This is a genomic window from Bacillus sp. PAMC26543, assembly GCF_014250375.1.
GTDB classification, from domain to species: Bacteria; Bacillota; Bacilli; order Bacillales; family Bacillaceae; genus Bacillus; species Bacillus halotolerans.
On the sequence record NZ_CP060193.1, the window covers coordinates 2287941 to 2304444 of the forward strand.

The window sequence follows — 16504 nt, forward strand, 5'->3', positions numbered from 1 at the left end:
CTATAACAGTTGTTGTATCGTTGTGCTGTCTCCCGGGTGATAGCTTCGCAGTTTCTCAATGGCGGAGCTGTGAGTTTCCGGATACACCTCAATTGTTTCGTCATTCTGTCCTGAGTCATTGCCCGTTTCGCAGTCTGCCATCTTCATCATCACAAGCTGTTTCAGCGGCCCCCCGAGCAGCAGTTCCAACGCTTCCATCGCTTCAGGGGCTTCAATGGAGCCTATGCCCGCCTGCGCCATTCTTCGCTGATAATCAGGTGAGGAAACAACACCAATGCTGCCCCAATAACTCCAATTGATCACAGCTACTGTACAAGGCCATACTTGTGAAAGCCGATGAGCAAAAGCATCCTTAAAGCTGCAGCCGGCAGCATAATTGCTCTGTCCTGAAGCTCTTGCAAATGATTGTACGGAAGAGAAAAACAAAGCAAAGTCCAACGGCTCTTTCTGGAAGACTTGAGCCATTTGCACACTTACATCCACTTTTGCAGAAAGAACATTTCTGAAACGTTCCTCGTCCATATTCATCAGGCTTTGGTCTTGCAAAACGATGGCAGAATGAATGATACCGTTGATTTCCCGATGTATTTGTTTGATGGCTGCATAAGCGCGTTCCAAGTCCTCTCGGTTTGCGGCATCAGCTTCGATGTAAAACGGAGCCGGCCCTAAACGCGCAAGTCTGTCCAGTTTGCTTTGAATGGATGCATCTTTTGTTCTTCTGCCAATCCAAACGACATGCGCTTGGTATGTTCGAATCACATATTCGCTCCAAGCTTCTCCAATTCCGCCCGCACCGCCTATGACCACATAAACGCCTCCGTGTTTATACTTGGTGTGCACAGGCTGATTGCTGTGTACAGGGATCAGACGCTGTTTGTGCCAGGTTTTGTTCCGATACGCCCAAGTATTTCCCTCTTGGTCGAAAGGCAGGGAAAAGATTTCAGCCACCGGCCAATTCTCATTTCGATCTACATCGATCAGTTTTGTCTGCCAATTTGTATATTCTTTTGCCATCGAGCCGATCAGACCGTGAAGACCGGCATCAATTGGATTGACAATGTCATGCTGACCAACACATTGCGTATTCGCTGTCACGACCGTCCAGCTTATCGTCTTCTCTCCATAGCCTAAAGAAAGCATCGCCTTAATGAGCCTGAACAGTTGAATAACGCTTTGGTTTTGGGCTTCAATCATGTCATCACCGATTTCGCACTCCGCAATATGGGAAGGAGAAATCCACACAATATGGTCAAATGCCCCTAATGCTTCAAGCTCGTTTGCCAACTGATGAATAGAATCATGCGGCATGATGTGCAGCTCTTTGGCAAGCGGGAACTGTCTTTGTACAGCATTTCTGCTGTTTTCATCCCCACCTAGAATGACAACACGCTCATCAGCAGACGGAATGATCCTGCTATTCTCCGTTTGCACTTGATCCCATACCGGCGCCATTAGAAGCGCTCCATTAAGAGACGCCTTGCTGTCAGATGGTTTTATTTTTTCCGGGCGTTGTATGTCGTCTTCTATCACTCTTGAGGAGATGCCCTTGATTCTTACACATACCTGGCCTTGTTCATCACATAGATCAATATCCAGCCGTTGTATTCTGTCCTCGTTTGGACGCGAGGCGACAGAGACCCACATGTTTTCTGTACATGGGCTGTATACCTCAAGCTCCTGCAGTGCAAAAGGCAATGAAAGCTGTTCATCTCCGGAATTAAGCTTTAACCCGATCGACGCCTGTAAAGCAGAATCCGTCATACTCGGATGAAGTACAAATTCGTTCAGCGTTTGAGATACTCCAGACGGCAGCGAAAGCTCTGCCAACGCTTGATTGCGGCCAATGTAAAGCTGCTGTATTCCTTGAAAACCAAGCCCGTATTCTATGCCGATCGCTTTAAATAACTCATAGCACTGTTCATTTGACAGTATGCTTTGACTGCATTGCGATTGCAGCGCGCTGATATTATGAGAAGGAATGTTTCCTGCTTCTCTTATCTCAACACTGCCCTGACTGTGTACCTTTCGTGCGCTCTCACCGTCTTCTGTAAAGATTTCAAAAGCAATTTCACCATCGTGCTGAGGTTCAAGACTGATATGCACTTGGACAGGCTGACCGTCCGCCACAATCGGCTGCACCCAAACAACATTTTTTATATGAATGACAGATTGATGATCTTTGAGCCCTCGCACTGCCTGCGAAATGGCTGCATGCACCATCTCAAGATACGCGACCCCCGGCATGACCGGCTTTCCCTTCACCTTGTGGTCGTTGAAAAAGAACTCAGCGCCTGTAAAGATTGAGCTGAAACGCTGCTCTGTCAAATCAGAAGTGTTGGTTTGTACTAATGGGTGCAAAACTGCTGTATCGACAGTTTTTGTCGGTGCCTTTTGCGTGATTGCCTCCTCTTTCATATCCGATATCCAGTAGCGCTCTTTTGCAAATGGATAGGTCGGCAAGCTGATGCGGTTAGGCAGTTTGCCGCTGTACAGTTTGTTCCAATCTATTTTTAATCCTGCTACCCATAATTCAACCAGTTTTGTATAAACTTCGGGTTCCCAGTCATTTTTGAGTGTTTTCTGAATGTCTTCGTCTGACCTGAGTGTCTGTAATATCCCTTTATTCGCCCTGCCTCTATACATGTTGGTCGCATTGGTTTGTCCTTCTATAAAGAGGTACAGTTTCTCCAGCAAATCTTGAACCGAGACAGCGATAATCCCTAATCTCTCCTCCATTGCATCGCGCCCCTCTTGGAGTGTATAAGCAATATCAGTGAGATCACGATCTGAGATTGAATGTTTGCTGATAAAATCCGCCAATTGCTGTGCTTGGTCCTTCAGGCGATCTTCTTCCTTTGCCGACAAGACAAAGATGCCCGGGTTCTGTGATGTCACTGCTGGCGCTTGTTCAGATGGAGCAGTTTCTTTTGGAATATATTCCTCAATGACCACATGGGCATTGACACCGCCTATGCCAAATGAACTGACTCCGGCTCGGCGAGGCAGCTCCCGTCCGTTTTCATCCCGCAGCGATTTCCATTCTCTGGATTCCTGCACGATATAAAATGGGCTGTCTTCCAATCTGATATACGGATTGATCGTCTCACTGTGCAGACTTTTTACCAGCGTTTTGTGTTTTAGCTGCAACAGGATTTTGATGACACCGGCTACACCGGCTGCGAGCGATAAATGGCCGATGTTTGTCTTCGCTGAACCCAGTCCGCAATGGCTGGCATGAACAGAAGGATCTCCCGTTTTCTCGTACAGTTCTTTAAATGCAGCCTTCAGCCCGTTAATTTCTACCGGATCGCCAAGTTCCGTTCCGGTTCCATGCGCTTCAATATACGTCACAGTTCTCGGATCGATTCCCGCCTTCATATAAGCGGTTTTTACGACTTCTGCCTGAGCCTTCGGATTAGGAGTCGTCAGAGAATTCGCGCGGCCTCCGTGATTTACCGCACTTCCTTTGATCACACCGTAAATATGATCGCCGTCGCGTTCCGCCGCCTTTAGTTTTTTCAGGAAGAGGATGCCTGCACCTTCACTGACCGCAAATCCATCGGCTTTATCAGAAAACGTTTTGCATTTTCCTTCTTTGCTCAGAGCCCCTGCTTTATCGTAGGCAATGTGGCCTTGCGGTGTTACAACCGTGTTGACGCCTCCCGCGAACGCCATTTCACAGTTTCCAGCTTCAATTGCACAAACTGCATGATGAATGGCGACCAGTGAGCTTGAACATGCCGTGTCAATCGGTTCGCTCGGTCCATGAATGTTCAGAAAATAACTGACTCTATTCGGTCCGGCAGAAGGACTCATATTAGCAGCTGCAGAGCCTTCGATATCTACATTTGAGAGAAGAGAGCTGTATCCCGTGTTTCCAGTACCGATGAATAAGCCCGTTTTGGTTCCTGATAGGCTTTGGGCTGAATGTCCCGCTTCTTCTATCGCTTTCCAAGCATAGGTCATTAATAGACGCTGCTGAGGCTCCATCTGCTCAGCCTCCAGCGGAGAAATGCCGAAGAACAACGGATCAAAGTCGGCTACTCCATCAATAAAACCGCCCCATTTGACGTTCGTTTTATTTGCTTCTTTTAGCGGGTCTCCGTAGTACTCACGCCAATCCCAGCGGTCTTTTGGAACCTCTGTTATACAATCTGTCCCTTCTTTCAAATTCATCCAGTACTCCTCAACATCCTTTGCTTTTGGGAAAACTCCGCTCATCCCTACAATGGCAATAGGTTCGGGCTCAGGCGCATGCTCGGCTGCATTCTTCACTGGCAGCTCCTTTGGTTTGCCAAAACGGTTTTCGGTTGAAAACCTGATGTCTTTCATGGCTTTTTCCGCAGGCTGTACAGGCAGATCCTCCTTGACAGGTACTGCAAATTGCGCCGAGAATGTATCTTGATATTCTGCTGATAAATACGCGGCAAAGGCAGAAACAGTTGCATGCTCAAAGAAAATTGTAGGGGTCAGATCCAGCTTGTATTGTTCATTCAATATATTAGCGAATTCAGTCAAAGTGATTGAATCAAATCCATATTGATTAAACTCCATATCCGGATCAATCTCTTCAGTTTTGATTTTGAGCAATTGAGAGATTGCTTGCTTTAAAATGTCTTGTATTTGGTCCAATAAGCTGTCTTGATCCATTCTTGCTTTCTGGGTCACCGGTTCTTGCGCTGGTTTATTCGGAACATCTTCAGAAGGCTGCTTTTGAGACAGCTTTTCTCTCATCATGTCTCTGATACCTTCCATGACAATGACGTTATCTTTATCAAAAGCCAACCCTTTATAAAGTGCCTGAATGCCGGTTTCGGTTCGCATAGCCGTAACGCCAGTATTTTTCATTGTCATTTTTTCAGTTTCTTTATTTACACGCATGCCGCCCTCTTTCCACAGCGGCCAATTGATCGACAATGTTTGGCCGTGTCTGTACATGGCGGTCACAAGCGCATTACGATAAGCGGCATAGCTGTCCATAAATGCATTAGCCATTGCATAATCCGCCTGTCCCGCGCTGCCGGTGATACTAGATATGGAAGAAAAAAGGATAAAAAAATCTAACGCGAGATGCTCGGTTGCCTCATCCACATTTACGAGCCCTTTTACCTTAGGAGCGAGGACCTGCTTAAGTTCTTCATTTGTTTTATTCATGAGATAGTTGTCTTTAAGCAGTCCAGCACTGTGAATCACGCCATGCAAGTCGCCATAATCAGCTGTGATCCTTGTGATTAACTCGGACGCAGCCTCCGTTTGAGTCACATCAACCCGTCTGTACTCTGTACGAGCACCTAAACGCTGCAGCTCGCTAAGCTGTAATTGCTGATCAGCGCTAAGCGCGGACCTGCCTGTAAGAATCAAAACAGGCTGTTTGACTTGGCTTGCAATTTCTTTCGCAAAAATAAATCCAAGTCCTCCTGCGCCGCCTGTGATGAGGTACACACCCTGATCCCTCCACGGCAATCTGATTTCACGGTCAGGCGTATGAATTTCATTTAATTCATTGATGTACCGTTTGCCTTTTTCATATTTAATGCGCTGATCTCCTGCGTTTCTTTTATTCTCTTGGACTATCTCTGCGATCCTATTCATAGTTTCGTTTGTATCGATTTCAATCGTCTGGCCGATCAGCTTTGTATTCTCCAGCCCGGCCGTTTTAAGGAGCGCCGAAAGTCCTGAGAAAGAGTAATGCTTTCTTTGCGCTGAGGTAAGCATTTGGATCAGAACATGGCCTTGCGGCTTGCTTTTGAGGATACTCTGTATCGTCTCAAGCGCTTGTTCGGCATAATCTTGGAATCGCTCTGCCAGACCCTCCCGATAAGACTCTAATACTATACATTCCGCTCCTTTGAGCTTTGATTCAATACTGTCTTTTGAGAGTCCGTTCATTTCACAAAGCATGATAATATGCCGTTCATATTCTGGTTCCAGACCGTCTTTGTCGATCTCCTTAGACATCCATTTTTCCTCAAACATCAAAGTTTCCATTGTTTGGTCAGACTCTGCTGATCTAGGGTCGCTTTCTGCCGCTCTGAATGACAAACCTTTTAACCGTACGCAAACATTGCCGTTCTCATCTAAGATATCGATATCCCGTTTTTGTACCTTATCAGTCGCTTTGCTGCCTTCACTGAATCTGGCGTATACCCACATGTTCGAGGAGCATGTCCCGAAGACTTCAAGCTCTTGAACCGCAAAAGGCAGCGTCAGCCGGTTATCTCCTGCGCCTGTCAAAATGCTGGATGCCTGTAAAGCGGAGTCCATCAGACCCGGATGCATGCTGAATTGGCCAATTGTATCTAAGACAGAAGGATGCAATGACAATCTTGCCAATACAAAATGTTCAGCTGTATAAATCTTTTCTACACCGCGATAAGCTGGACCGTAGTCAAAACCAATCATTTTATAGGTGTCGTATACTTCGTTTACAGAGAAATGAGTTTGCTGACACTTCTTGCGCAGGGATGCTACATCAATGACCGGCGTATCCGCAGCAGGATGTAATTCAGCCCCGCCTTGACTGTATACTATTGGTTTGTCACCGGCTATTTCCGGGTTGCCGTAGATTTCATACGTAATGTCACCATGCTCCTCCGGAAAAAGCCTGATGTGTACTTGCATCGGCTGCTCCCCGACTACAATCGGCCGCACCCACACTGTGTTTTTGAGCGTAATGCGATACTGACCGTTTTGTACCTCGGCTGCCTGCTCAATGGCAGCCCGCGCCATTTCAAGATGGGCCACTCCCGGCAAGATCCGTTGGCCTTTGACAACATGATCTGCAAGGAAAAACTCTTCTCCCGTATAGATTGAGCTAAACCGCTGTTCCGAGAGATTCGAAGTGTTTTGATGCATTAATGGATGTAACACAGATGCGCTGATGTGAGATGCTTTTTTGTCGGCTTCAAGGCTTCCCCTATTTGCGACATAATCAGAAATCCAGTAACGGTCTTTCGCAAACGGATATGTCGGCAAGCTAATGCGATGCGGCTCATTCTCGCCATACAGCTTCGCCCAGTCCACATCAAGCCCTTTCACCCATAATTCCAGCAATTTTGCATACTTTCCGCGCTCCATCCATTTTTCAACCGCTTCTTGAATTTCTTCATCTTCCGTCAGCATTTGCAGCGTTCCTTTATCAATCCGCCCTCTATATACATCCTCCACATTATTTTTGCCGGCTGCATAGTCTTTTAGCTTGTCTTGCAAATCCTCAATTGACCCGGAAATGATCCCCAGCCGTTCTTCCATCGCGTCTCGCCCGGCTTGCAGCGTATAAGCAATATTTGCGAGATCTTCGTCTTTGTAAATATGCTGGTCTAACGCTTCAGCCAGCTGCTGTGCGTATTCTTTCAGTCTTGCTTCATTTTTAGCTGATAGGACGAAAATACCTGGATGTTCAGAAGTGATCGACGGTATGTTGCCAGCGTCCGCCTTCGGAATATATTCCTCGATGAGCACGTGGGCATTTACCCCGCCGATACCAAATGAACTGACGCCTGCACGGCGAGGCAGCTTCTGCCCCTGCTCATTCTGTAGCGCTTTCCATTCTTCTGTTTCCCGAACGATATAAAATGGGCTGTTTTCAAGCTGAATATACGGATTGACAGTCTCGCAATGGAGACTTTTCACTAAGGTTTTGTGTTTAAGCTGCATTAAAATTTTAATAATTCCTGCTGCACCGGCTGCAAGCGATAAATGACCGATGTTTGTCTTCGCTGAACCAAGGCCGCAATAATGATTAGCAGAAGTGTCTCCTTCTTTTACACCCAGCCCTTTAAAAGCCGCTTTCAATCCGTTAATTTCAACCGGATCTCCAAGCTCCGTACCTGTTCCGTGAGCCTCAATGTACGTCACCGTTTTGGGATCGATTCCCGCCTTTTGGAATGCCGTTTGAATGACTTCCGCCTGGGCCTTCGGATTAGGCGTCGTTAAAGACGCCGCACGCCCCCCGTGGTTCACTGCGCTTCCTTTTATCACCCCATAAATATGGTCTCCCGCTTCCTCGGCCGCTTTTAACTTCTTCAGAAACAGTATGCCGGCTCCTTCCCCATGAGCAAAACCATCAGCTCGATTTGAGAACGTCTTGCATTTGCCTTCTTTGCTCAGGGCACCCGCTTTATCAAAGCTGATATACACCTCAGGCAGAATAATCGTATTAACGCCGCCGGCTAATGCCATGTCACAAGTGCCTTCCTCGATTGAGGAAATGGCGTGATGGATCGCTACCAATGAACTGGAGCACGCCGTATCAATAGGTTCACTCGGCCCATGCAGATTAAGGAAATAACTGACACGATTCGGACCGACTGACGGGCTCGTGTTAGCTGCCGCTGACCCTTCTATTGCCGAGTTCGCTTTAGATAAAAGAGAACTGTATCCTGTATTTCCCGTTCCGATGAATACGCCTGTTTTTGTGCCTGACAGACTTTTTGCCGAATACCCCGCATCTTCAATCGCTTTCCATGCGTAAGTCAATAATAAGCGTTGCTGTGGCTCCATTTGTTCAGCTTCACGCGGGGAAATGCCAAAGAATAATGGGTCGAATTCCGCAATGCCGTCAATAAAACCTCCCCATCTTACATTCGTTTTATTGGCTTCCTTCGCAGGGTCCCCTTCATATTCGCGCCAATCCCAGCGGTCTTTCGGAATTTCCGTCATGCAGTCCTTGCCTTCTTTTAAGTTCTTCCAGTAGGCATCCACATCTTTTGCCATAGGAAAAATGCCGCTTATTCCGACGATTGCGATTGGCTCGGGACCGGATTCACTCTGTATGGTTGCCGGCAGCATAACCGGCTGCTTTCGGCGTCTTTTTGAGGTGACATGTATGGTTTTATCCTGTTCAAATGCAGGCTGAGCCTGAACCTTTGACCTGGTCCGTACAGCAAATGTTTTCGCAAATACCGCTTGATATTCTTCTGACAAATGCTTGCCGAACTCATGGATCGTCGGATGGTCAAAAAATACGGTTGGCGTCAGCGCCAGTTTATATGCCCGATTGATATGGTTGGTGAATTCAGTCATAGAAATGGAGTCAAACCCATACACCGTCATTTCGGCATGGTCATCAATCGTTTCAAATGGAACCTTTAATAGCTTGGCGACCTCCCGCTTTAACATCGCCTTTACTTTATCCAGCAAACTCCCTGTGTCAATGCTCTTTGCCGGTTCAGTCATGCTTTCTGTTTCCCTCTTTTCAATAGGTGCTGAGGCTGTTTTTGACAGCATGTTTTGTTTTATCTTCTGAACGTTGCCTTCCATCACCATGACCTGGCTTGCCTCACTATTGAACGCTTGATAAAAAGCCTGTATGCCTTGTTTTGCTTCCAGAGGAACAATTCCGGCCAGCTGCACAAGTCTTTTCTCCGTTTCACGATCGACCTTCATGCCGCCCTCTTTCCATAATGGCCAGTTTACAGAAAGCGTTTTGCCATGCCGCTGACCGTGTTCGGCTAGCGTACTGCGGTATCCGGCATACATATCCATAAATACATTGGCTGCCGCATAGTCAGCCTGACCAATGCTGCCTAAACTTCCCGAAAGAGATGAAAAGAGAATGAAAACATCCAATGCCAAATCTTTGCTGGCTTCATCCAGGTGAACGAGTCCTTTTACTTTAGGCGCCAGCACATCATGCAAATCTTCCGCTGATTTCTTGGCCAAATAGCTATCTTTAATAATTCCCGCGCTATGAAGAATGCCATCAAGACGGCCATGTTCTTTCTGGATATTGTTCATTAACTGGTACACTGCGATTTTATCGGCAACATCCATTTGCTGATAGGTGATCTCGGCCCCTATAGCGCGAAGCTCTTCAATCTTCCCTCTTTTATTATCATTCAGAGGTGAACGGCCCGTCAGAACGACTGTCGCATTTTTCGTTTGTTCAGCAATTTCTTTTGCGAACATAAGGCCTAAGCCACCGGCACCGCCTGTGATGAGATAAACGCCGCCGTCTTTCCACGGCATGCTGATGTTACGGCTTGCCGCTTTCATTTCACTCCAATCTGCAATAAATCGTGTGCCGTTTTGATATCTGATATGGGTGCCGCTGCTGATTTGATTTTCTTTCAGTTTGCGGGCGATACTTTCCCCGCTTTCTTCACTGCTGATTTCAATCATTTGTCCGGTCAGCTTAGCCGTTTCTAACTCGGCCGTTTTCAGCAGCCCTGTCAATCCAGAAAACAATTGCTGCTCGCCTTCTGCAGAGGTAACGATCTGAATCAGAATATCTCCTTTCGGTTTCTCGCGAATCAGCGCTTGCACTTTTCTAAACACCTGTTCCGTATACGAATGAAAACGCCCATCCACTGAAGCAGGCCTTGCTTCCAGGATGAAGACATGGACATGCTCCATTTCTGCTTCGATCTTTTTTCTCATGTCCTGATCACATTCACAGAGGAACACGAGATGCTCTGCATATTCTTTATCCGCTTTTCCGCCAGCCTTTTGTTCTTTCCAAACGGGCTGAAGCAATAAGGTTTCTGAATGTGATGATTCTGTTTGTATGTCAGCCTCCATCACTCTCGTCGAAAACCCCTTCATCCGTATACAAACGCTGCCATGCTCATCGCATAGGTCAATATCAACTTTCTGTATCAGATCGCCAGGTTTATTTTTTGAATTAAATTGAACATAAACCCACATATCAGAAACGCATTCATGAAAGACTTCAAGCTCCTCTAAAGCAAATGGCAGTGCAGCTTTAAAGTCTTCACTGTCAGAAAGCTCCGCCCTGGTGACGTTTTGCAAATATTCAGCCGCCTGTAACGCCCCATCCAATAAACTTGGATGAAGAGCATAATCGGCTGCTGTATGAGAGACAGATCCCGGCAGCGATAATTTGGCAAGCAGCTGGCCGTCTCCTTTATAAACGGTCTCCACACTCTTGTATCCTGGACCGTAATCGGCTCCGATCATGCCTTCATAAAATAAGGAGGTGTCCATCAAGCCTTGATTACATTGATTCTTTATCGCCTCTAGATCCAATACCTCCGCATGCTTTGGCTGAAATAATTCCGCTATGCCCTGGTTATATACAATTGGGTCTGCGTCAGCGGATTCCGGTTCACCATACATCCGATAAAGAATATCTCCGCCGTCTTCATCATAGAGTCCGATGTTTACTGTAACCGGCTCATCTCCCGCTACAACCGGACGCATCCAAACCACATGTTTCAGGCGGATTCCGGATTCCTCATCATCTAAACCGCCAATTCCTTGTTCTATAGCGGCTCTTGCCATTTCAAGCGTGACAGCTGCCGGCAAAATCGCCATCCCTTTAATGATATGCTCAGCAATAAAATACTCCTGTCCTGTGAAGCTGGAGCTGAACCGCTGCTCCGATAAAACAGATGTATTCTGGTGCACCAAAGGATGCAAGCGTGATGGTACGGCTGTTTTACGATTGCCCGTGCTGATGTCAGGCCAATACCGTTCTTCAGCAAAAGGATATGTCGGCAGACTCATGCGGCGCGGCTTCGCATTCGGGTAAAGATGGCGCCATTCAACCTGAAAACCTTTGGCCCACACTTCGGCAAGCTTTTTCAGTTTGCCTTTGGACATCCATGATGCAACCAGTTCTTCCGTTTCCTCATCTCCAAGCAAGAGATCAGCGGATTTCACTCGCGTTTTTTCTCCTTGAATACAGCCTTCTGTCAACGGTTGTCCATTCACAAAACGCTCCAGCTGCAGCTTCCATTCTTCCAAATCGCTCGCCATAAAAATAACTCTTGTGTCCATCGCCTCCCTGCCGATCTGGAAGGTGTATGCTAAATCCCTTAAAGAGTGTTGTGTCAGATCATTTTGACTGACAAATGTCAGCAGTTCCTTTACATATGCTTGCAGCCGCTCCCTGTTCTTTGCCGATACCGGAATGAGGTACGGAGGATTTCCTTCGTTATCCGCTCTTGTATCTTGGGCATTTTCATATTGTTCGAATATGGCATGAGCGTTCGTTCCGCCAAGCCCAAACGAGCTCAGCGCTGCCCGATGTACACCTTGATTTTTCTGTAATAATTTTCGTTCGCGGACAACATAAAATGGAGAGCTGTCAAAGTGAATATTAGGATTCGGCTCCTGGCAGTTGATAGTTGGCGCAAGTTCGTTATGAGATAAGCTCATGGCAACCTTAATGCAGCCGGCTAACCCTGCGGCAGTATCCAAATGTCCGATATTGGTTTTCACCGAACCGATTCCGCAAAATTGTATTTTGTCCGTGTATTGCTTGTACACTTTGTTTAAGGCAGAAATTTCAATAGGGTCGCCTAATTTAGTCCCTGTACCGTGTGCTTCAATGTAGCTGATCGTTTCAGGATGGATATCGGTTTCGTCCAATACGCTCTGTATGACCTCTGTTTGGCCTTTTACGCTAGGTGCATAAAAGCCGGCCTTATCAGCTCCGTCATTATTGATTCCTATTCCGCGCATGATGGCGTAAATATGGTCTCCGTCTCTTACCGCATCCACAGCTTTTTTCAATAGGACGACAGCTACACCTTCTCCTCCAGCCATTCCGTCAGCTGCGGCGTCAAATGCCTTAACATGCCCGTCACTTGAAAAATTCAATCCGTTTTGATGCACATAGCCTATTCCTGACTGCGCGTGCAAGGTTGCGCCTCCAACAAGCGCGTATTCAGATTCACCAGCTGTTAGGCTTTTGTACGCTTGATACAAACCTACTAGTGAAGAAGAACAATTGGAATGAACAAAGTAGCTTGGCCCCTTTAATCCGAGCTTGTGCGAGATCATCGTCGGGATCGTTCCGCTTTGGGCTAATACCCATGAGACATAGCCATCCGGAGATTCATGTCCTTCTGTTCTCTCCTTCGGCAATAACGTTCTGTAGGAATTGTTGCTTGCAGACATATACACACTTGTTTCCGGAATCTCTTTTGCCACATAGCCCGCATCCTCAATTGCTTTCCATGAATGCAGCAATAAGAGACGGAGCTGAGGGTCCATAAACTCAGCATCTTTAGGAGAGATCTGAAAGAAACCTGGGTCAAACAAATCTTTTCCCTCAATCACAGATTGCACAGGAACGTAATCAGGATGTTGAATTAATTCTTCAGGCACTCCATTTTCTCGCAGTTCTTCTTTTGAAAAAAATTGAATACTTTCCTTGCCTTCTTTGATTTGATTCCAGAACTCATGATGATTTTTTGCCCCCGGAAACTGGCAGGAGATCCCCACAATGGCAATACTGTCTTCAAAATACGGCGGCAGCGCTTTCTGTTCCGTTTGTTTCACCCTCTTCACATTCTGCTTGCTTTCATTTTGAGGAATGGCCGCCGCATCTGTGTTTTTCATTTCAATAATGTATTGGCTGATGGCCCTGATATTGGCGTACTCGAACAGCTCCGTTACACTGAATTCACAGTCAAATTCTTTTTGGATTCGTTCCGCCACGGCCACGGCAAGAAGTGAATCGCCTCCCACATCGAAAAATCCGTCCTCTGGCCCAAAACCGCTGACTTTCAGCATATCCTCCCAAATGAGCTGCACTTTGCCCTCTACTTCTGATAACTGTAAGTGTTGTGTTTTTCTATTATTTAAAATGACCTTCCGATGTTCCAATTCCTTGCGGTTCACTTTCCCGCTTGGTGTTAACGGCATCTCATTCAGGCGGATAAAGTGCGCAGGTATCATATATTCCGGCAGGCTGGATTTCAGGCAACGGCGCAAATCGTTTGGATCGATAGGCGGATGTCCATTTTGCTCCGTATAATATGCAGCCAGCTTTTTATGTCCTTCCAGCTGTTTGACCACTACTGCCTGATCTAAAATGCCCGGATATTCACTCAGTTTCGTTTCTATTGCACCTAATTCAATTCGGAAACCTCGAATTTTAACCTGGCTGTCAATACGGCCTAAATATTCAATATTGCCGTCAGGCAGCCATCTTGCTGAATCACCGGATTTATAAAGCTTGGTCCCAGATTCAAACGGATTGTCAATAAATGTTGACGCTGTCAGGCCGGGCTGGTTATAATAGCCCCTTGCCAATCCGTCGCCTGCGATACAAAGCTCACCAGGTTTTCCGATCGGAACAGGCTTCAAATGCTGGTCCACGATGTAAATCTTCGTATTGGATACAGGCTTGCCGATTGGCGTATGATGACTGGCGATATCTCCTGTTCCGCATCCGAAATAAGTCGCGTAAATGGAGGCTTCTGTTGGTCCGTAAATATTTTCAACACGGCAGTTTCTAAAGATGGATACTGCCTTTTTCACCAATTCCTTAGGAAAGGCTTCTCCTGCAACCATCATGTATTTGATTGGTCCTTCTTCAGTAAATTTCCTGTTGTCTTTCGCCGTTTCTAAAAATACATGCAGCATGGCAGGAACAAAATTAACATGGGTCACTTGATATTTTTCAATCACCTCCATGCACAGCTGCGGTGATTTCTCTCCATCTGGCGGAAGAATAATAAGGCGGCCATTTCCGATAAACCAGCCGAATAATTCCGATATGGATACGTCGAAAACATAGTTCGTCTTTAATAAATAAGCGTCCTCAGCAGTGACAGGATACTGAGATTCAAGAAAATTCAGCGTATTCATAATGCTCTGATGCTCTACCATGACTCCTTTAGGCTGTCCGGTACTGCCCGAGGTGTAAATGATATAAGCGAGATGATGGGGTTTGACTTCTCGTTTCAATCCACTTTTTTGTTGAGCTGTGTCCGTTTGACTGCAAGCCAAATCGATATTGATGACTTTTACATGGTCATCAGTTAATTTGTTTACTTTGTCATGAGCTTTAGATTGTGTAAGGACAATGGACGCTTCACTGTCTTTGAGCATGTACGCTAATCGTTCTTGAGGGAAGTTCGGATCTAGAGGCACATACGCCCCGCCGGCTTTCAGAATCCCTAAAATTCCGATCAGCATATCAAACGAACGCTCTGCACAAATCCCTACCGGTCGTTCCGGTCCAGCCCCCTGTGCCTGAAGGTAAATGGCCAGCGATGTGCTTTTTTGATCTAATTCCTTATATGTAAGAGTCTCCTCTTCGAATACGACCGCTATCGCATCGGGGGTTTTTTTCGCTTTTTCCTCAAAAATCTCATGTATGCACTTGTCTTTGGAGTCATTTGTCTTTGTCTCATTCCATTGCTCGAACAAGCTGATTTGTTCTTGATCTAACTGTAAAGAGTATGTTTCAAGTGATAAAGACGGATCGTTAATGATGTTTTCATTGAGTTTGATGTAGTTCTCCATCATTCTTTCAATGGTAGATAATTCATATATATCAGGGTTATACAGAAGATGAAGCACTGTTTCGTTTTCTTGTTCATACACTTCCAGCGCCAGCTCGAATTCCCCTTCTTGCCGAATGTCTTCGATATATTTGATGCCAAGAGCTTGATATGGTTCCAGCATTTTTTGTAAGCCTGCTGTCTGAAAGAAATTCTGGTAGAGAAAGGCTGTTTGAAAAATCGGAGAATCCGCTGCTGAGCGGTCTACATTCAGTTCTCTTACCAGTGCCGGAAACGGGTATGCCGCATGGTCAAGTCCGTCTGCCACTGTCAGCTGCAGGTCTCGAAGGAACTCTTGAAATGTTTGGGTTCCTATCTCTTTACTCCGAACAGCCATCATATTAATAAAGTACCCGATGATCGATTCAAAACCGTCTTCAGGCCGCCCCATTGTCGGGACTCCCACAATGATGTCCTTTTGTTTTGTATAGTGATGCAGCAGCACTTTATAAATAGAAAGGTACACAACAGATTCGTTCACATAATGAGAACGTGCTAACGACTTTATTTGCTTGCTCAGGTTATGAGGGAGCAAGCTTTTGTAAGCTTGCCCCTTATATTTTTGTGCTGAAGGACGGGGACGGTCGGCCGGCAGCTCAAGAATAGGCAGCGTTCCGGACAGCTGCTCTTTCCAATAAGCGAGATGCTCAGCCCCTTCTCTAGCGCCCAGCATACGGTTTTCCCAGTCAACAAAGTCAGGATAATCGGCCGGTAAAGTCTGCAGCATCAACTCTTCGCCTTGCAGCAATTGTTGATACGCCTCTAAAAGCGTCGATATAAATGTCAGCATTGACACACCGTCAAATATAATATGATGAACCGTGATAAGCACAATGCATGCCTCGTTTGACTGATGAAACAGACATGTGCGCATTAACGGACCAGTTTCCAGATGAAAAGGTTCTTTAGCTTTTTCTTTTAGGTAGGGCAATACCTCAGCTGAATGCATAGCTGAGATATCCGCTTCCTCAAAATGAAGAGCCTGCGACGGCTGAACCGTTTGAAATGGAATGCCATTTTCCTCTTGAATCACACTCGTTAAAACAGGATATTGTTTCTGTACAAACAGAAGGGCTTGCTTGAACGTCTCGACATGTAATTTTTTGCTGATGCGAAAGCATAAAGGAATATTATAAGCACCCATATCAGGAGACATTTTTTGAAGCATCCATAACCCTTTTTGACCTTCTGAAAGCGGGCTATTCAACTGACGCTTCATACTTTGAAGATGCTCTTCTACC

The 16504-nt window shown here is 46.2% G+C and carries 1 protein-coding gene; it reads right to left on the reverse strand.

Features of this window, described 5'->3' with window-relative positions:
- On the reverse strand, window positions 1-16482 hold the full coding sequence (locus H7F27_RS11725; RefSeq protein ID WP_185848940.1) for a non-ribosomal peptide synthetase: 16482 nt from the start codon (window positions 16480-16482) through the stop codon (window positions 1-3).
- Window positions 16483-16504: the final 22 nt, after the last annotated feature.

Excerpts from the sequence above, each read along its gene's own strand:
- H7F27_RS11725 (WP_185848940.1), bottom strand. The coding sequence starts at position 16,482 with ATGAAGCGTCAGTTGAATAGCCCGCTTTCAGAAGGTCAAAAAGGGTTA.